General features: G+C 72.5%; 15 protein-coding genes. 10 read left to right on the forward strand and 5 right to left on the reverse strand.

Translation table 11 applies throughout. The features are described 5' to 3' along the window. The first annotated feature begins 46 nt into the window (after nucleotides 1–46). The gene (locus ACF073_RS05090) at nucleotides 47–472 is read left to right on the forward strand and encodes a DUF6299 family protein (protein ID WP_392066974.1); all 426 of its coding nucleotides are present in this window, start codon (nucleotides 47–49) and stop codon (nucleotides 470–472) included. A 136-nt stretch (nucleotides 473–608) separates the two neighbouring features. Here the strand turns inward: ACF073_RS05090 and ACF073_RS05095 are convergent, their stop codons facing one another. Next, complete coding sequence (locus ACF073_RS05095) at nucleotides 609–1,427, reverse strand: GntR family transcriptional regulator (protein ID WP_392066975.1); 819 nt, start codon at nucleotides 1,425–1,427, stop codon at nucleotides 609–611. A 302-nt stretch (nucleotides 1,428–1,729) separates the two neighbouring features. Here ACF073_RS05095 and ACF073_RS05100 point away from each other — a divergent pair, with 302 nt between their 5' ends. The 9 genes from ACF073_RS05100 (at nucleotide 1,730) to ACF073_RS05140 (ending at nucleotide 11,890) form a co-directional block, all read left to right on the forward strand. Further along, the gene (locus ACF073_RS05100) at nucleotides 1,730–3,010 is read left to right on the forward strand and encodes an extracellular solute-binding protein (RefSeq protein ID WP_392066976.1); all 1,281 of its coding nucleotides are present in this window, start codon (nucleotides 1,730–1,732) and stop codon (nucleotides 3,008–3,010) included. A gap of 121 nt (nucleotides 3,011–3,131) precedes the next feature. Beyond that, nucleotides 3,132–4,130, forward strand: a complete 999-nt coding sequence (locus ACF073_RS05105) for a carbohydrate ABC transporter permease (protein WP_392066977.1) — start codon at nucleotides 3,132–3,134, stop codon at nucleotides 4,128–4,130. Then, nucleotides 4,127–4,957, forward strand: coding sequence for a carbohydrate ABC transporter permease (locus ACF073_RS05110; RefSeq protein WP_392066978.1), 831 nt, complete (start codon nucleotides 4,127–4,129; stop codon nucleotides 4,955–4,957). Before ACF073_RS05105 ends, ACF073_RS05110 begins: the two co-directional genes overlap by 4 nt. Nucleotides 4,958–4,965: 8 nt before the next feature. After that, nucleotides 4,966–6,477 carry a glycoside hydrolase family 3 protein gene (locus tag ACF073_RS05115; protein ID WP_392066979.1) on the forward strand — a complete coding sequence of 504 codons (1,512 nt, stop codon included), beginning with the start codon at nucleotides 4,966–4,968 and terminating at the stop codon, nucleotides 6,475–6,477. A 156-nt stretch (nucleotides 6,478–6,633) separates the two neighbouring features. Next, nucleotides 6,634–7,665, forward strand: coding sequence for a phytanoyl-CoA dioxygenase family protein (locus ACF073_RS05120; RefSeq protein ID WP_392066980.1), 1,032 nt, complete (start codon nucleotides 6,634–6,636; stop codon nucleotides 7,663–7,665). Then, nucleotides 7,662–8,975 (forward strand): DUF6271 family protein, encoded by a 1,314-nt coding sequence (locus tag ACF073_RS05125; protein ID WP_392066981.1) that lies wholly within the window; start codon nucleotides 7,662–7,664, stop codon nucleotides 8,973–8,975. Before ACF073_RS05120 ends, ACF073_RS05125 begins: the two co-directional genes overlap by 4 nt. Further along, nucleotides 8,972–10,168: a type III PLP-dependent enzyme gene (locus tag ACF073_RS05130; RefSeq protein ID WP_392066982.1), complete on the forward strand. Its 1,197-nt coding sequence runs from the start codon at nucleotides 8,972–8,974 to the stop codon at nucleotides 10,166–10,168. The genes ACF073_RS05125 and ACF073_RS05130 overlap by 4 nt, the downstream gene beginning before the upstream one ends. Before the next feature lies 1 nt (nucleotide 10,169). Beyond that, nucleotides 10,170–10,697 carry a GNAT family N-acetyltransferase gene (locus ACF073_RS05135; protein WP_392066983.1) on the forward strand — a complete coding sequence of 176 codons (528 nt, stop codon included), beginning with the start codon at nucleotides 10,170–10,172 and terminating at the stop codon, nucleotides 10,695–10,697. Next, nucleotides 10,697–11,890 (forward strand): MFS transporter, encoded by a 1,194-nt coding sequence (locus ACF073_RS05140; protein WP_392066984.1) that lies wholly within the window; start codon nucleotides 10,697–10,699, stop codon nucleotides 11,888–11,890. The genes ACF073_RS05135 and ACF073_RS05140 overlap by 1 nt, the downstream gene beginning before the upstream one ends. Here the strand turns inward: ACF073_RS05140 and sbnA are convergent. From sbnA to ACF073_RS05160, 4 genes are read right to left on the reverse strand one after another with little or no spacing between them, the layout of a single operon-like run. Then, a complete protein-coding gene (sbnA, locus tag ACF073_RS05145) occupies nucleotides 11,887–12,912 on the reverse strand; it encodes a 2,3-diaminopropionate biosynthesis protein SbnA (protein WP_392066985.1) in 1,026 nt (341 codons plus the stop codon). The genes ACF073_RS05140 and sbnA overlap by 4 nt on opposite strands. 37 nt (nucleotides 12,913–12,949) lie before the next feature. Next, entirely contained in the window at nucleotides 12,950–14,020 is a 1,071-nt protein-coding gene (gene sbnB, locus ACF073_RS05150; RefSeq protein WP_392066986.1) for a 2,3-diaminopropionate biosynthesis protein SbnB, read from the reverse strand. Next, nucleotides 14,017–15,021: a TauD/TfdA family dioxygenase gene (locus ACF073_RS05155; protein ID WP_392066987.1), complete on the reverse strand. Its 1,005-nt coding sequence runs from the start codon at nucleotides 15,019–15,021 to the stop codon at nucleotides 14,017–14,019. Before ACF073_RS05155 ends, sbnB begins: the two co-directional genes overlap by 4 nt. Nucleotides 15,022–15,063: 42 nt before the next feature. After that, nucleotides 15,064–18,354, reverse strand: coding sequence for an amino acid adenylation domain-containing protein (locus tag ACF073_RS05160; protein ID WP_392066988.1), 3,291 nt, complete (start codon nucleotides 18,352–18,354; stop codon nucleotides 15,064–15,066). Between the last annotated feature and the right edge of the window lie 3 nt (nucleotides 18,355–18,357).

The raw sequence follows: 18,357 nt of genomic DNA on the forward strand, positions 1-18,357 counted from the left end.
GGTACCAGTGGAGGCCCTCTGTACCTCTGGAACCGGAAGGCATCCCATGCCCGTACGCCCCGTCCTCGCCTCGGCCCTCGGCGCCGCGGCCCTGCTGTGCGCCGCGGCCGGCCCGGCCGCCGCCGCCCCCGCCGAGACCATCACCGTCGACCACACCGGCAAGATCACCTCCGAGGGCACCGTGACGCTCTCCGGCACCTACCGCTGCACCCCCGGCACCGGACCGGTGCTCATCAGCTCCTCGGTCGGCCAGGGCAAGTCCGGCGTCAAGGCCGGCATCGGCGGCAGCGTCGCCCAGTGCGACGGCGCCGAGCACCGCTGGGAGCACTCGGGCAAGGCCTCGCCGGAGCCGCTGAAGGCGGGCAAGGCGCAGGTGCAGGCCACTCTCACGGAACTGCGCCCCTCGGGCATCGTGCTGCTGCCGGCCTTCCACGCGGTGACGGACCAGGACATCACGCTCACCAAGGTGTGATGCCGGGCCCCAGTGGTCCGTTCCGCCGTCCGGCCCCCTCGCCGAAGGGGCCGGACGGCCGTGCCGCGGGGCGGGCCGGCCGGACACCGGCCGCCCGGCCGCGCCGGTCCGCCGCCCCGGCCGAACGCTCCCCGGTTCAGGCGAGGCTGAGCTCGTCCCGGTCCGGCGGAGCGGCTCTGCGCCGCAGCACCGGGGCGCCCGGCCGGTGCAGGGCCGCGACGAACTTGTAGCGGGAGCCGCGGTAGACCGAGCGCACCCACTCCACCGGGGTGCCCGCCGCGTCCCGCGAGTGCCGGGACAGCAGCAGCATCGGCAGGCCGACGTCGGTGCCGAGCAGCTGCGCCTCGCGCGGGGTGGACAGCGAGGTCTCGATGGTCTCGTCGGCCTCGGCGAGATGGACGCCGTACACCTCGGCCAGCACCGTGTACAGCGACGGGCAGGCGGACAGGGACCGGCGCAGGCCGGGGAAGCGGCGCACGGACAGATGGGTGGTCTCGATCGCCATCGGGTCGCCGCTGGCCAGCCGCAGCCGCTCGATGCGCAGCACGTGTTCGCCGATCCCGATGCCGAGCAGGCCCGCCAGCTTCTCGTCCGCGGGAACCTCCCCGATGTCCAGCGTCTGCGAGGCGGGGGTGAGGCCCTGGGCGCGCATGTCCTCGGTGTGCGAGGTGAGCTGGAGCGTGCGGTACAGCTTGGGCTGGGCGACGAAGGTGCCCTTGCCCTGGATCCGGTCGAGCCGGCCCTCGCCCACCAGTTCCTGGAGCGCCTGCCGGACGGTGGTCCTGGAGGTGTCGAACCGGACGGCGAGCAGACGTTCCGCGGGCATGGCCGAGCCGGGCTGCAACGCCTCGGCCATGCTGAGCAGCTGCTGTTTGATCCGGTAGTACTTCGGCACGCGCGCGGTGCGCCCGGACACCCCTCTGTGCGGCTGGGCGCTGCTGACGTCGGTGGTCATGCCTGCCTTCCCGGCTGTGTCGATGGGCTCCCGTTATAGCGACCAACTGCCCTATGGTCTAGTCCAACTGAACGGCCCGGGGCGAAAGGGACGGATCCGGACGGGCGCGCTCCGGTGACTTTCTCGTAACGGCCGGGACCGGCTTCCCGAACCACCCTTGACACTCCAAAAGGTCTAGGCCAAGCTCCACCGTACTGGTCTACACCATTAGTGGCCAGGTCCCGAGCCCTACGTGCAACAGCGTCGTACGCAGGTCACCGCCGAGGGCGTGGGGGGTTAGTGGCATCCCTGAGGAGGGTGGCGTGAAGCGCAAGCTTGCGGCCGCGATCGTGATCGCGGGCATGATGGTCTCCGTTTCGGCGTGCGGCGGGGACGACGGCGACGACAGCGGCAAGAACGCCGGACCGGACAGCTTCAAGGGTCAGACGCTCACGGTCTGGGCGATGGACGGCTCGACGCCGGACCAGTGGGTGAAGGACGTGACGGCCGCCTTCGAGAAGAAGACGGGCGCCAAGCTGAAGTTCGAGACCCAGAAGTGGGACGGGATCCAGCAGAAGATCACCACCGCCCTCTCCGAGTCCAGCCCGCCGGACGTGCTGGAGGTCGGCAACACCCAGACCCCGGCCTACGCGGCCACCGGCGGTCTCGCCGACCTGAGCGACCTGAAGAAGGAGATCGGCACGGACTGGACCCCGTCGGTCTCGGAGTCCTCCGTCTTCGACGGCAAGCAGTACGCCGCGCCGTGGTACTTCGCCAACCGCGTGGTCATCTACAACAAGAAGATCTGGGCCAAGGCCGGCATCAAGGACACCCCGAAGACCCGGGACGAGTTCTACAAGGACCTCGAGGCCATCGGCAAGAAGACCGACGCCGAGCCGCTCTACCTGCCCGGCCAGAACTGGTACTTCTTCGACGGCCTCATCATCGGCCAGGGTGCCGACCTGGTGAAGAAGGACGGCGACAAGTACGTCTCCAACCTCGCCGACCCGAAGGTCGCCAAGGCCATGGACATCTACAAGAAGTACGCCTCCTTCTCCAAGGCGCCCAAGGACAAGGACGAGGCCACCCCGCAGCAGGCCGAGGTCTTCGCCAAGGGCAAGACCGGCGCCTTCATCGGCATGGGCTGGGAGGCCGGCACGGCCGTCACCGCCAACAAGGCCATCGAGAAGGACCTCGGCTACTTCACCATCCCCGGTGAGACCGCGGACAAGCCCGAGAGCGTCTTCCTCGGCGGCTCCAACCTCGCCGTCGCGCAGGGCAGCAAGAAGCAGGCCCTGGCCAAGGAGTTCCTGAAGATCGCCCTGTCCGACCAGTACGAGGGCGAGCTGGCCAAGCTCAACGGCGTCATCCCGAACAAGCAGGCCCTGGAGTCCAACGTCAAGGGCAACGCCGTCGCCGAGGCCGCCGCGCCGGGTGCCGCGGTCGGCGGCACCACCCCGCTGATCCCCGAGTGGGGCGCGGTGGAGAACAACCCGAACCCGATCAAGTCCTACATGACCGCCGTGCTGAACGGTAAGTCCCCCGCGGACGCCGCCAAGCAGGTCGAGGGCGACATCAACAAGCGCCTGGCCCAGCAGAACTGATGGCCGCGCCGGGGGCGCCACGAGGGGGCGCCCCCGGCACACCTGTGCCGCCGCCCGGCCCCGGACGCCGGGCGCACGGCCGAGGAAGTCGTTCGTACGGCCACGGAAGAGATGACAACGCATGTCAGTGCAGACCGAAGGCACGGACACGGCCGGGGAGCCCGCTGTCCGCAAGGCCCGGGTGCCGGCCCCGCCGCGAGGTGACCGCCGCACCCCCGCGGGTCCGAGACGGGGCCGCGCCGCCGCCCCCTACCTGCTCCTGCTGCCCGCGCTGCTGGCCACCGCTGTGCTGCTCGGCTGGCCCCTGGTCAAGAACGGCATGCTGTCGTTCCAGAACCTCAACGCGCGCCAGCTCATCCAGCACCTCACCGAGTGGATCGGCACCGACAACTACCGGGAGGTGCTGAGCGGCGGGGACTTCTGGCACGTCGTCGAGCGCTCGGTCGTCTTCACCGCCGTCAACGTCGTACTGATCATGGTGCTCGGCACCCTGATCGGGCTGCTGCTGGCCCGGCTCGGCAAGAAGATGCGGCTGCTGCTCCTGCTCGGCCTCGTCCTCGCCTGGGCCATGCCGGTCATCGCGGCCACCACCGTCTACCAGTGGCTGTTCGCCCAGCGCTTCGGCGTCGTCAACTGGGTGCTGGACAAGCTCGGCTGGCACTCCATGGCCGACCACAACTGGCTGGAGACCCAGTTCTCCACCTTCGCCGTGGTCGGCCTGCTCATCGTCTGGCAGTCCATACCCTTCGTGGCGATCAACCTCTACGCGGCCACCACCACGATCCCCCGGGAGCTGTACGAGGCCGCCTCCCTGGACGGCGCCGGCGCGTGGAAGGGCTTCACCTCGGTGACCCTGCCCTTCCTGCGGCCCTTCCTGTACGCGACGACCTTCCTCGAAGTCATCTGGGTCTTCAAGTCGTTCGCGCAGATCTTCGCGATGAACGAGGGCGGCCCGAACCACCTCACCGAGACCCTGCCGATCTACGCCTACGTCGAGGGCGTCGGCAACCAGCACTTCGGTGTCGGCGCGGCCATCTCCTTCCTGACCATCCTGGTCCTGCTCGCCATCACCTCGTACTACCTGCGCCTGGTGCTCAAGCAAGAGGAGGACGAGCTGTGAAGCGCTCGCTCTTCGGCCGTATCTGGCCCAACGCGACCGCCGCCGTCCTCTTCGTCGGCTTCGTGTTCCCCGTGTACTGGATGTTCGCCACGGCCTTCAAGCCGACCGGCGACATCATCGCCGACGACCCGGTGTGGTTCCCGACCGACGCCACGCTGGACCACTTCAAGAAGGCGGTCGACGCCGACCACTTCTGGACCCTGGTCCTCAACTCCGTCACCGTCACGGTCGTGTCGGTCCTGCTCTCCCTCGTCATCGCGCTGTTCGCCGCCTTCGCCCTGGCCCGCATGCGGTTCAAGGGGCGGCGTGCCTTCATCGTGACGTTCATGCTGGCGCAGATGGCCCCCTGGGAAGTCATGATCATCGCCATCTACATGCTCGTCCGCGACAACGACATGCTGAACAGCCTGGTCCCGCTCACCGTCATCTACATGATGATGGTGCTCCCGCTGACCATCCTGACGCTGCGCGGCTACGTCGCCGCCGTGCCCAAGGAGCTGGAGGAGTCGGCGATGGTCGACGGCTGCACCAGGACCCAGGCGTTCATCAAGGTGATCTTCCCGCTGCTCGCCCCCGGCCTGATGGCGACCTCGCTGTTCGGCTTCGTGACGGCGTGGAACGAGTTCCCGCTCGTCCTGATCCTCAACAAGGACATCGAGAAGCAGACCCTGCCGCTGTGGCTGTCGCAGTTCCAGACCGCCTTCGGCGACGACTGGGGGGCCACCATGGCCGCCTCGTCCCTGTTCGCGCTCCCCATCCTGATCCTCTTCATCTTCCTGCAACGCAAGGCTGTCAGCGGTCTGACCGACGGCGCCGTGAAGGGATGACGCCTCCGATGACCACTATCGCCACCTCCGGGTCCGGCGGCGGCTCCGCCGCGGGCGACCCGCTCTCCCGGGACGCCCTCGCGGTCCTGCAGCCCGGGTTCGCCGGCACCACCGCGCCCGACTGGGTGCGCCGCCGCATCGCCGAGGGCCTCGCCTCCGTCGCCCTGTTCGGCCGCAACGTCGCCGGTGAGGACCAGGTCACCGCCCTCACCGCCCAGCTGCGCGCCGAGCGCGACGACCTGCTGGTCGCCATCGACGAGGAGAGCGGCGACGTCACCCGCCTCGATGTGCGCACCGGCTCCTCCTTCCCCGGCAACCACGCCCTCGGCGCCGTCGACGACCCCGGCCTCACCCGGGCCGTCTCCCGCGAGCTGGGCCGGCGCCTGGCCGCCTGCGGCGTCAACTTCGACTGGGCGCCCTCCGCCGACGTCAACGCCAACGCGGACAACCCCGTCATCGGCGTCCGCTCCTTCGGCGCGAGCCCCGACCTGGTGGCCCGGCACACCGCCGCCTGGGTGGAGGGCCTGCAGTCCACCGGCGTCGCCGCCTGCACCAAGCACTTCCCGGGCCACGGCGACACCAACGTCGACTCCCACCACGCCGTACCCCGCATCGACGTCGACGCCGACACCCTCTACGAGCGCGAACTGCCCCCGTTCCGCGCGGCCATCGCCGCCGGCACCCGGGCGATCATGAGCGCCCACATCCTCGTCCCGGCCCTCGACCCGGACCGCCCCGGCACCCTGTCCCGGCGCGTCCTCACCGAGCTGCTGCGCGGCGAACTCGGCTACCAGGGCCTGATCGTCACCGACGGCATGGAGATGCGCGCGATCTCCGGCACCTACGGCCTTGAGCACGGCGTGGTCCTCGCGATCGCGGCCGGCGCCGACGCCATCTGCGTGGGCGGCGGCCTGAACGACGAGGGCACCGTGCTCGGCCTGCGGGACGCGCTGGTCGCCGCCGTACGCTCCGGTGAACTGCCCGAGGAGCGGCTCGCCGACGCGGCGGCCCGGGTGCGCGACCTGGCCGCCTGGACCGCCGCGGCCCGCGGCGACGCGGAGAAGACCCCGGCCGACCCGGAGATCGGGCTGGTCGCGGCCCGCCGCGCGCTGACCGTGACCCGCTCGGACGGACCCGCACCGGTCACCGAGCCGGTGTACGTCGCCCAGTTCAACCCCGCCCCCAACATCGCCGTCGGCGACCTGACCCCCTGGGGTGTCGCCGCCGACCTGGAGCGGCTGCTGCCCGGCACCGCCTCCGGCTCCTTCACCGGCGAGGGCGCCGGTGAGGCCGCCCGCGCCGCCGCCGCCGGCCGCCGGACCGTCGCCGTGGTCCGCGACGAACACCGGCACGACTGGATGCGCTCCGCGCTCGACACCCTGCTCGCCGCCCGGCCCGACACCGTCGTCGTCGAGATGGGCCTGCCGCAGGCCCCGCCGCGCGGCGCCCTGCACATCGCCACCTACGGGGCCGCCCGCGTCTGCGGAGTGGCCGCCGCCGAGGCAGTCCTCGCCGGCTGACGCCCCTGCCCCGGCCGCCCGCACCTCCCCGCGGGCGGCCCACCCCCGCACATCTCAGGGAACCGGTGGCCCTCTCGCGCTTTGGCGCTTGCCACCGGCACATGTCTCACGTCCGACCCCACGGTGCCCTCGTCCCGATCACCCCGGAGTGAACGCATGAACACGCCCGCGCCCTACCTCCACCGAGCGGCGACCGGCCGCCCCTACTTCAGCGCCGACGGCGAGACCTACCTCGCCCCGACCCCGCTGCGCGACCTCGAGAAGACCCAGCCGCTGCGCGTACTGTCCGAGGAGGACTTCGCCTTCTGGCAGACGTACGGCTACGTCGTCGTACGCGAGGCCATCACCCCCGGCGAGGCCAAGGGGCTGCTCGACTTCGCCTGGCGGTTCCAGGGGCTCGACCCCGACCGCCCCGACAGCTGGTACGAGGAGCCCGAGTTCCGCTCCGAACTCGACCAGCACCTCTACATCTACGGCTTCGTCGAGGCCTACCACCACCAGCTCCTGTGGGACAGCCGGCAGAACAGGCGCGTCTACGACGCCTTCGTCGACGTCTGGGACAGCCCGGAACTGTGGGTCACCCTGGACCGGCTCAACCTCAACCCGCCCAACATACGCACCCGTTCCCGCTCCCTGATCGAGCCCACCGACGAGGGCTTCGACATCGAGCTGCACTGGGACGTCGACACCACCCTCGCCGTGCTGCCCCAGCGCGTCCAGGGCATCATCGCGCTCACCGACACCCGCGACGAACTCGGCGGCTTCCAGTGCGCCCCGGAACTCTTCCGCCGCCTCGAGGAGTGGCGCGTCGCCCAGCCGCCCGGCCGCGATCCCGTCAGGCCCGCCGCCGACCGCGCCGAGTTCCCCGTGATACGCCCCGACCTCCAGGCCGGCGACCTGCTCATCTTCAACGGGCTGCTCGCCCACGGCGTGGGCCCGAACCGGTCTGACAACGCTGTCCGGGCCGTCCAGTACCTGTCGATGATGCCCGCGCTGGAGGAGCACACCGCGCTGCGCGACTCCCGCGTGCACTCCTGGCGCACCCTCGCCACCCCCGACTGGAACGGCACCCTGCTCGGCGACGCCCGCGAACCGGAAGCCCTGCGCTACGGCCCCGCCGAACTGACCGGCCTGGGCCGCAGGCTGCTCGGCCTGGACTCCTGGGCCGCGGCGGACGGTGACCGGTGAACCGGATCTGCCTGAGCCTGCCCACCAACCGGGCCTGCTCCGCCACGATCACCGCGATGCACCAGGAGGCGGACTACGCCGCCCGACGCTTCGGCGCCGAGGTCCGGCTCCTGATCCTCGACTCCGCCGACGACACCGCCCGCGCCGCCCACACCCGCACGGTCGCCGCCCTGCCCGCCCGGCCGGGCGTCACCGTCCACCACCTCGACGAGGAGCGCCAGCGCGGCTGGCTGCGCCGCACGATCACCGGAGCGGGACTGCCCGAGCCGGACCGGCTGCTGCGCCTCATGCTCCCGCCCGCCGTCTCCTACGGCGCCTGCACCAACCGCGCCTTCCTGCTGGCCGCCGCCCTCGGCTGCCGCTCCGTGCACCGCAGGGACTCCGACAGCACCTACCAGGTACACGCCGGAGAACCGGTCCACCCCGTCCACCACGAGCTGCCGTGGCTCGGCCGGCCGGCCGCCGAGGCCGCGACCGCCGTCACCCCCGACCGCCTCGACCCGGCCCGCGCCCGGCGCCCCGTCTCGCTGGCCGGCGCCTCCTTCATCGGCGAACTCTCCGTCGACATCGGCGAGATGCGCGACCTGGACGAGGGCGTCTACCACGACGTGGTCGGACTGTGGGCGCCCGCCGGAGCCTCCGCGGCCGAGCGGCGCGAGCTGGTCGAGGAGTCCTTCACCGGAGCGGGCACGGCCCCCTTCACCGGCGACCGCGCCACCCTGGGCCCGGTGGACCCGATGCGGGTCGACATGTGCAACGTCGCCTTCCACCACGACGTGTACGAGCGGGTCCCGCTGCCCCCGGCGACCGACACCATCGGCAGCGACTACTTCCTCCTCCACCTGGTGCACGACGCCACGCTCCCCGGCATCCTGCACAACCGGCACATCGAGAACTTCTACACCCCCGAACGCCGCACCGACGCGGGCTTCCTCGCCTACCAGAACCGGTTCGTGAAGTTCCTCCTGTCGATGCTGTACTTCCACCACGTCTACGACCGGATGGCCGCCGAGGGCGCCGGGCTCCTCGACGAGCGGCAGCACGTACGGGCCGACCGGATCGTCGCGTTCCTGCGCGAGAGCACCCGGCTCGACCCCGCCGAGAACATCTGGCGCCTGGACCGGATCGACACCGCCTACCGCAAACTGGGCGGGCGCTACGAACGGTTCGCCGAGCAGCTCGCGCCCCGCAGGGAGCGGCTGCTGGCCGAGGCCCGCCAGGACATCGAGGAGTTCGCCCTGCTCACCGAGGCCTGGCCGGCCCTGGTCGACGCGGCCCGGCGCACCGCTCACGGACCCGGGGGCCGGTGACCGTGGAGATCAGCACGCGGCTGACCACCGCGCTCGCCACCGCCCCGGCCGACCGGCTCGTCTACGACCTCGACGGCATCGCCGCCCAGTACGACCGGCTGCGGGCCGAGCTGCCCGGCGTCCAGGTCCGCTTCGCCCTCAAGGCCTGCCCCGTGGACGAGGTGCTGACCCGCCTCGCGGACCGCGGCGCCGGATTCGACGCGGCGAGCCCCGCCGAGATCGTCCAGGCCCTGCGCACCGGCGCCCCCGCGGACCGTGTCCACTACGGCAACACCGTCAAGTCCGACCGGGACATCGCCGAGGCGTACCGGCTGGGCATCCGCACCTTCGCCACCGACAGCGTCGAGGACGTCACCGCCATCGCCCGGCACGCCCCCGGCGCCCGCGTCTTCTGCCGGCTGGCCACCAGCGGGGAGGGCGCCCTGTGGGGCCTGAACCGCAAGTTCGGCTGCGCCCCGGACGACGCCGTCCGCGTCCTGGCCACGGCCCGCGCGGCCGGGCTCGTCCCGGCCGGCCTCTCGGTGCACGTCGGCTCCCAGCAGATGACCGGCGAGGGCTGGCAGCAGGCCGTGGACTCGCTCGCCGAGGTGCTCGTGGCTCTGGACGGCCTCGGCATCACGCCGGACCACGTCAACCTCGGCGGCGGCCTGCCCGCGCTCGGCTACCTCGACCGGCGCGGCAACCCCCTCGACCCGCCGCTGGACAAGATCTTCACCGTCATCCGCGAGGGCATGGAGCGGCTCGGCGCCCTGACCGCCGCCCCGCTCGGCTTCGTCGTGGAGCCCGGGCGCCACCTGGTCGCCGACCACGGCGCGGTCCGCGCCCATGTGTACCGGCTGACCGAACGGGCCCAGCCGGACGGGACGTCCGCCCGCTGGCTGTACCTGAGCGCGGGCAAGTTCAACGGCCTGTACGAGATGGACCAGCTGCGGCACCGGCTGGTCTTCCCCACCCGCACCGGCGCACCCGACACGGCGTACGTCCTCGCCGTCGTCGCGGGCCCCACCTGCGACAGCGACGACGCCTACGGCGACGGCCTGCACCCGGTGCGGGTGCCCCGGGGCCTCGCCTCCGGCGACCCCGTCTGGATCCTGTCCGCCGGCGCCTACGCCACCAGCTACACGACCCAGGGCTTCAACGGCATCCGCCCGCTGCCGTGCGTGTGCGCCGGCGGCCCGGAAGGACAGCACTGACATGGAAGACCTCGTACGGGGCATCACCGAGGCCGACTGGCCGCGCCTGGCCGCCCTGGAGAGCGAGGCGTACGCGGACCTCTCGCTCGCCGAGGGCGAGGAGCTGCTGCGCTCGCGGGCCCGCGCCTCGGCCGGCACCTGCTTCGTCCTCGACCTCGACGGCCGGCTCGCCGGCTATGTCCTCGCCCTGCCCTACCCCCGGTTCCACTGCCCCGACCTGGCCCGCCCGGAACAGGCCGCCCACCGCACCGCCAACCTCCATCTGCACGACCTGGTCGTCAGCGCGCCGCTGCGGCGCCGGGGGCTCGGCACCCGCCTGGTCGGCCATCTGACCGAGGCCGCCCGCGCCGGCGGCTTCACGACCATCTCGCTGGTCGCCGTGGCGGGCAAGGAGCGGTTCTGGCACGCCAACGGCTACCGCGCCCACCGCTGGACCCCCGTCCCGGCGGACTACGGCGGCGACGCGGTGTACATGTCCGCCCAGGTGCCCGCCGTACCCCGTCCGCACCAGGCCCGGGAGGCCGTGTGATGCCCGAGCCGTCCTTCCAGCGCGCCAAGTGGTCCATCGCCGCGCTGTTCTGCTTCCTCGGCCTCCAGTACGGCACCTGGGTCTCCCGGCTGCCCGCACTGAAGACCCGGCTCGACCTGGGCGCGGGCGAGGTCGGGCTGCTGCTGATGGCCTGCGGGGCCGGCGCCGCCGCCTCCTTCCCGCTGGTCGCCGTCCTGATGCGGCGGCTCGGCTCGCGGTGGCTGTCGCTGGCCTCGGCGGCGTGCCTGATCGCGGTCCTCGCCGCCCTGTCCGTCGTACCGGACTATCCGCTCGCGCTGCTCGTCGTCTGCGCCGACGGCGTCGCGGTGGGCTGCCTCAACGTCGCCATGAACGCGCAGGGCGCCGAGCTGGAGAAGGCGTACGACCGCACCGCCATGTCCCAGCTGCACGCCACCTTCAGCGCCGGCCTGCTCGTCGCCGCCCTGCTGGCCTCCGGCGTCACCACGCTGACCGGGTCCGTCCCGGCCCACTTCGCGGTCGGCGGCGCCCTGCTGCTCCTGCTGCTCGGCTGCGCCCGCCCGGGCCTGCTGGCCCACCGGGAGCCGGCCTCCGCGACCGCGGACGAGCCGAAGCGCCGCACCCGCCGCTCCCTCCCCACCGGCACGACCCTCCTCCTGGGCTGCGCGATGGTCTTCGGCACGATCACCGAGGGCGCGATGAACGACTGGTCGACGCTCTACATGAAGGACGTCGTCAAGGCGTCCTCGACCGTGGCCCCGCTGGGCATCGCGGTCGTCTCCGTGATGATGCTGCTGGCCCGCGTGTGCGCGGACCGCTGGCGCACCCGCTGGGGCGACGGGCGCGTGGTCCGCACCGGCAGCGCCGTGGCCGGCGCCGGACTCGCCCTCGCCCTGCTGGCCGGCGGGGTGGTGCCCACACTGCTCGGCTTCGCCTGTGTCGGCCTCGGCGCTGCGGCCGTCACCCCGTGCGTGTACGTCGCGGCGGCCGAGCGCGGCTCGGACGCCCTCGCCCTGGTGGCCGCGATGGGCACCACCGGTCTGCTGGGCGGCCCGGCGCTGATCGGGTTCGTCGCGGGCGCGGCGAGCCTGACCCTGGGCATGGCCACGGTGGCGGCCTCGGCCCTGATCGTCACGGTGACCGCTGTCTGGATCCCGTGGCGGGCGCGGGCCCGGACCGCCCTGCCGGCAAAGTCCCGGGCCGGGACCGGCTAGGGCCTGCGCCGGTGCTCCGGTGACCGGGTCGCGGACTTCTCGTCGAAGGACGCGGAGTTCGCCGGGGCGGAGTCCAGGAGCTGGTCGCCGTACAGGTCCTGCAGCCAGTTGGTCTGGTAGATGGTGTCGAGGTAGCGCTCGCCGAGATCGGGCGCGATGGCCACCGCCGTGAGGTCGTGGGTCTCGTTCCGGGACAGCCAGTCCGTCGCCGCGCTGACCACCGTGCCCGAGGACCCGCCGAACAGGTAGCCCCGCCGGGCCATCCGGTGGCAGGTGCGGATGGTGTCCGCCTCCTCCACCTGGATCACCTCGTCGACCAGCGACTCGTCGAGCAGCGGGGGCCGCATGCTCATGCCCAGGCCGGGGATCATCCGGCGGCCGGGGGTGCCGCCGAAGGCCACCGAGCCCACGCTGTCCACGGCGACGATCCGCACCGGCCGCCGCCAGTCGCGGAAGTAGCGCGCACAGCCCATCAGGGTGCCGGCCGTTCCCGTCCCGACGAACAGCACGTCAAGGTCCGGGAACTGGCCGGCGATCTCCGGCCCCGTGGTGCGGTAGTGCGCCTGCCAGTTCCCCGCGTTGGTGTACTGGCTGAGCCACACGTACCGGTCGTCGGAGGCGCACAGGCTGCGGACGTACTCCAGCCGTGTGCCGAGGAAGCCGCCGTTGGCGTCCAGGTCGGTCACCACGTGCACCTCGCTGCCGAGGGCCTCCATCAGCAGCTTGGTCGACAGATTGCAGCGGGAGTCCGTCACGCACAGGAACTGGTAGCCCTTGCTCGCGGCGATCACGCTGAGCGCGACGCCCAGGTTCCCGGACGAGGACTCGACGAGGATGGAGTCGGGTGTCAGGGTGCCGTCCCGCTCGGCGATCTCCACCATCTCGTTCGCGGCCTTCAACTTGATGGAACCGGCGAAGTTGAAGCCCTCGCATTTGAGGAAGAGGCGGCATCCGAATATCGACTCTAGATCGACGAAGAGACTTCCTTCGTTGAACGCGTGGGGAGCGGAGATCACGGGCACTGCAGGCCTCCTGGAACCAGGGCTGAGGGCAACGGCTTCAGCCGTACCGGCGCAGGTCGTGGAAGAAGTCGTCGATGAGGCGGAGTTCTCCCGCCCGGGCCACTTGGTCGTAGACGTACTTGCCGACGGCCAGGTCGAGGACGCCGAGACCGAACGGTGAGAAGATCACCGGCTGGTCGTGCGGCGGCGCTGCCCGGCCGAGCATCACGTCGTTGAGGGTGCCGTTGAGGAAGTCACGGTTGCCGGTGCGCTGTTCGACCAGGTGCGGCGAGGTGTCCGCCTTCAGGCAGTGCTCGACGTCGTCGACGAAGTTGGCGGCGCCGAGGAGCACCTCGGGGGCGAGGTCGCGCAGGGACACGTGCAGCACCACGGGGTTGTGGTCGAACCAGCCCGGCGACATGACATGGGGCCGGCCCGCCACGGTCGCGAAGACCACGAGGTCGCTGGAGCGGATGAGGTCCTCGGCGCTGTCGTGCACGGTGACCTTCCCGGTGGCGCCGGACTCGCGCAGATAGCCGCAGAAGCCCGCGGTGCTGTCGGCGGACAGGTCGTGCACGCCGACGGCGTCGAAGCTCCAGCCGGTGCCGGCCAGGAAGGTGTGGATGTACCGGGCGATCAGACCGGTGCCGAAGAACCCGATCCGGGCCGGCCGGGTCCGGGTGCGGCTGAGCCAGTCGGCGGCCAGCGCGGCGGACGCCGCGGTCCTGGTCGCGCTGATGACACTGCTCTCCAGGCAGGCGAAGGGGTAGCCGGTGTCGTGGTCGTTGAGGATCAGCACCGCGGAGGCCCGGGGCAGCCCGGCGCTCACGTTCTCCGGGAAGCTGGAGATCCACTTCAGGCCGTCCACGTGCGCCGCGCCGCCGAGGGAGGCGGGCAGCGCGATGATCCGCGAGGTCGGGCGGTCCGGGAAGCGCAGGAAGTACGACGGCGGATTGACCGAGTCCCCGGCGCCGTGCAGCCGGTAGGTGGCCTCGACCAGCTCCACCAGCTCCTTCTCGCGCCCGCTGAGCGCCTGCTGCACCTCCTTGCCGGAGATCACCGCGAAGCTGGGCGCCGAGCCGGGATGGCCCATGGCGGGCTCGGTGGCCGTCGACAGCAGATGGGTCATCGTCCGCTCGCCTCCCCGGCCCTGCCGCCGTCGGCGAGGCGCCCCGGATCGGCCATGCCGACCAGCACCTCCCGCTCGCCGGCGTAGGTCTCCCGGCTGTGCGCGCTGCGGATGTTGTCCACCAGCATCAGGTCACCTGCCTGCCACGGCTCGCGCCGGGTGTGCTTCTCGTACGTGCTGTTCAGCAGCTGGACGACGTCCTCGCCGATCGGGCTGCCGTCGCCGTAGCGGGTGTTGAACGGCAGGCCGTCCGCGCCGTACTCGTCCACCAGGTACTCGCGCACCTCGGGCGCCAGCGTCCATTCGTTGAGGAAGGCGATCTGGTTGAACCAGCAGCGCCTGCCCGTGACCGGGTGCCGTACGACGGCGGCGCGGCGCTGCTCGGTGTGCAGGGAGCCGTCGGGCTGCCAGGTGAAGCGGATCTCGTTGGCCCGGCAGTACTGCTCGATCGCCGCGGGGTCGTCGGTGCCGAACGACTCCTCGAGGGACGCCCCGATCTCCTCGTTGTAGGTGCGGGTCAGCAGCCAGCCCTCGCGCTCGAAGCGCTCGGCCGGCTCGGCGGGCAGATCCTTCAGGACCTGCTCGGCGTCGGCCACGCCCGTGGCCCCGCCCTGTCCGGGCGGCGTCAGGCAGGCGAACAGTAGCAGCCGCGGCACCTCCAGCAGATAGCTCAGCTCGTGGTGCATGCACATCGGCTGGTTGGCCGGCCAGGGGGTGGAGGAGTACAGCCCCGGGCCGTGGGGCTGCCGGGGCGCGAAGGCCTCACGCTCCGCCATGAGCCGGCCGGCCAGCCGCGCGAAGACGGCACCCGCCTGGTCCGCGTCCCGCAGTCCGAGACCGCGGACGAGCAGCGCCCCGTGCTCGGTGACCTGCGCCCGCAGCGCCTCGCGGTGTTCGGCTGCCCAGGCCGCCGGGTCGCCCGGCGGATCGACGCGCAGCAGCGCGGGTTTGTCCGGACGCAGCTCCACGTCGAGTGGTGCTGCCAGGGATGAGGACGGCATCTCGGTCTCCTTTCGGTCGCTCGGCTGACGGCGGCACGGGCCTCAGGTGGAGGCCAGCGGCAGGGCCGCGTTCAGCACGGCCCGCGCCGACTCGGCCGGGCGGGTACGGAGGAAGTAGTGGCCCCCGTCGGCCAGCTCGTGCAGATCGACCTGGTCGGCGAGGAGCAGCCAGTCGCGGTGGCGGTCGGTGTGCCCGGCCGTGTGCGGGTCGTCGGCGGCGACGACCACCGAGACCGGAGCGGACAGCTTCACCGGCGGCGGGCCCTCCAGGGCCGCCCGGAAGTAGCGGTGCGCGGACACGCAGTCGTGCCGGTAGGCGGCCCCGATGTGCTCGGCGTGCCGCTCGTTCAGTTCGGCGAGTTCGGTGTAGCCGCTGTCGGCGGTCAGCCGCGCCGCGATCTCCGCGTCGCTCAGGCCGGTCAGCTCGGCGACGGCCGCGTCCCGCTCGGCGGACGTGCCGAGCAGCTGCGCCGCGAGGAACACCCGGGTCACCCGCACGCCGCGCTCGCGCAGGGTGCGGGCCGTCTCCACGGCCGCCGCGGCGCCCGACGAGTGGCCCCAGAGCATGACCCGGCTCAGGCCGCGCGCCGTGATCTCGTCGGCGACCTGCGCGGCCACCTGCGCGATCGGGACGAACGGCTCACGGTGCGCGGCCAGGTCGTGACCCGGCAGGTCCACCGCGAGGACCGCGAGGCCGCTGCCCGCGAGCGCCGCCGCCATCGGCCGGTAGTTGACCGCGTTGCCGCCCGCGTAGGGGAAGCAGACCAGCGCGTGCCCCGGCACCCCGCCCGGCTCCGACAGCGCGTGCAGCAGCTCCGGGCGCCGCCGGGCGGCACCGTCGACGAGGGCGGCCAGCTCCGCGAGGACCGGATGCCGGGTGATGTCCCGCAGGGACACCGCCCGGTCGAGGGCGATGCTGAGCTTGACGGCCGAGAGGGAGGTGCCCCCGGAGTCGAAGAAGTGGTCGGTCCGGCCGATCCGGTCGGCGGGCACGCCCAGCAGCTCGGCCCAGGCGGCGGCCACCCGCCGCTCGGTCGCGCTGAGCCGCTCGCCGGCCGCCCGCTCCCGCGCCTCGCCCCGCGCCGCCCCCTCGGCCCCTTCGGCCTGCGCGGCCCGTTCCGCCTGCGCGGTCAGGGCCTTGCGGTCGATCTTGCCGTTGGCGGTCAGCGGAAGGCTGTCCTGCCAGTGGAAGGCGGAGGGCACCATGTAGGCGGGCAGCGCCGCCGCGAGCGCCTCGCGCAGCACGTCGGGCTCGTGCCGGCGGCCGGTGTGGAAGGCGATCAGATGCTTGTTCCCGCCGCCCCGCTCGGCCACCACCACGGCGCCGTCGCGCACCCCGGCCACCCTGAGCAGGGTGTTCTCGATCTCACCGATCTCGATGCGGAAGCCGCGGATCTTGACCTGGTTGTCCCGGCGGCCGAGGAACTCCAGCTTGCCGCCAGGGTGCCAGCGGCCCCAGTCGCCGCCCAGGTAGAGCCGCTCGCCGGACCGGTACGGATCCGTCCGGTAGGCCTCACGGGTCCGCTCGGGGTCGTTGACGTAGCCTCGGCCCACGCACACACCGGAGAACGCGATCAGCCCCGGGGCGCCCAGCGGCACCAGCGACAGCTGCTCGTCCACGACGTAGACGCGGACGTTGTTGACGGCGCGGCCCAGCAGGACGCGGTCGGGCACCCCGTCCAGGACCTCGTGGTTGGTGTCGTCCGAGGTCTCCGTCAGTCCGTAGGCGTTGACCAGCCTGATCCCCGCCTGGACCGCGAACCAGCGCTGGACCAGCTCCCGCTTCAGCGCCTCGCCGGTCACCGACACGCACCGCAGGTCGGGCAGCTCGCGCGGGTGCTGTTCCAGGTACGAGACCACGACCTCCAGATAGGAGGGCACGAGCTGGGCCACCCCGACCCGGCCGTGCTCCAGCGTGTCGAGGAACCGCTCCACGTCCAGGATGACGTCCTGGCCCACCAGCAGCGTCCGCCCGCCGACCAGCAGCGCCGACAGCAGCTGCCACAGCGAGATGTCGAAGCACTGCGGGGCGGTCTGCGCCACCACGGACCCCTCGCCGATCCCCAGGTCGTCGATCTTGGCGAAGAGGTGGTTGAGCATGCCCGCGTGCTCGCACATCGCCCCCTTCGGCTCGCCGGTGGAGCCGGAGGTGAAGTAGATGTAGGCCAGCCGCCCGGCCTCGACCGGCAGACCGAGGTCACCGTCGGCGTGCGGTTCCGCGTACGCCGTCTCGACCAGCAGCTTCTCGGCTCCCGGTACGGTGGCCAGCGCCTCGTCCAGGGTCCGGGTGCTGCCGGACTCGGTGAGGACCAGCCGGCACCCCGCCCGGGACAGCGTCGCCGCGATCCGGCCGGCCGGGAAGTGCGGCTCGACCGGCAGATAGGCGCCGCCCGCCTTGAACACCGCCAGCGTCGCCGCCAGCCAGTCCAGGTTCCGCTCGGTGACGACGGCGACCACGTCCTCGGGGCCGAGCCCGCGCTCCAGCAGCGCCCGGGCCAGCCGGTTGGCGCGCGCGTTCAGCTCCTCGTACGTCCACGCGTCAGCGCCGTGCACCGCGGCCACCGCCCGCGGATGCTCCCGTACCCGCCGCTCGAACAGCTCGTGCGCGCGGGCGTCGGGCAGCGGCCGGTGCGGTCCCGCGAGACCTTCCAGCTGCTCGCGCACCTCGTCGGCGGGGAGCAGACTCTGCTGGGTGTGGTCGGCGTCGATGTCCGCCGTCATCAGCTTCAGCGCCCGCAGGTGGTAGCCGCCGATCCGCGCCGCGCTCTCGGCGTCCAGCACGTCCGTGCGGTACCGCAGGCGCAGCAGCAGCCGTCCGCCCCGCTCGCACCAGCGCACATGCAGGACGCCGTCGTCGGCGTGGTCCTCGTCGGCGCCCATCGGGCCGAACACGGCCTCGTAGGACGGCTCGCCCACGCCCAGCTCCCGGCGCAGCTCGGACACCGGGTACTCGCGGTGCGCCAGCACCTCCGCCTCGGCGTGCTCGGCGGCCGTCACCAGGGCCCGCCAGGACCCCGCGGGGACCGTCAGCCGGCACGGCAGCGGCTCGCCGCGCACTCCGGCGGTGTACCCCGTCACCAGCTCACGCTCGCCGGACAGCGCGGCCAGCACCTTGGCGTGCGCCGCCAGCAGCACCGCGCTGATCGGCAGGCCCGACCGCCGCACCAGGCCGCGCACCGCGGCCGCCACCTCGTCGGGGACCGCCGTCTCCTGCTCCAGCGCTCCCGGCACCGGCTCCCGCACCCACCGGGGCACGGCGGTGCTGCCGCCTGCGGTCAGCACCCGGCCCCAGAACTCCCGGTCCTCCCGGTCCGCTTCCACGCGCGTTCCCATCGA

Source organism: Streptomyces sp. NPDC015171, assembly GCF_043079545.1.
GTDB lineage: Bacteria > Actinomycetota > Actinomycetes > Streptomycetales > Streptomycetaceae > Streptomyces.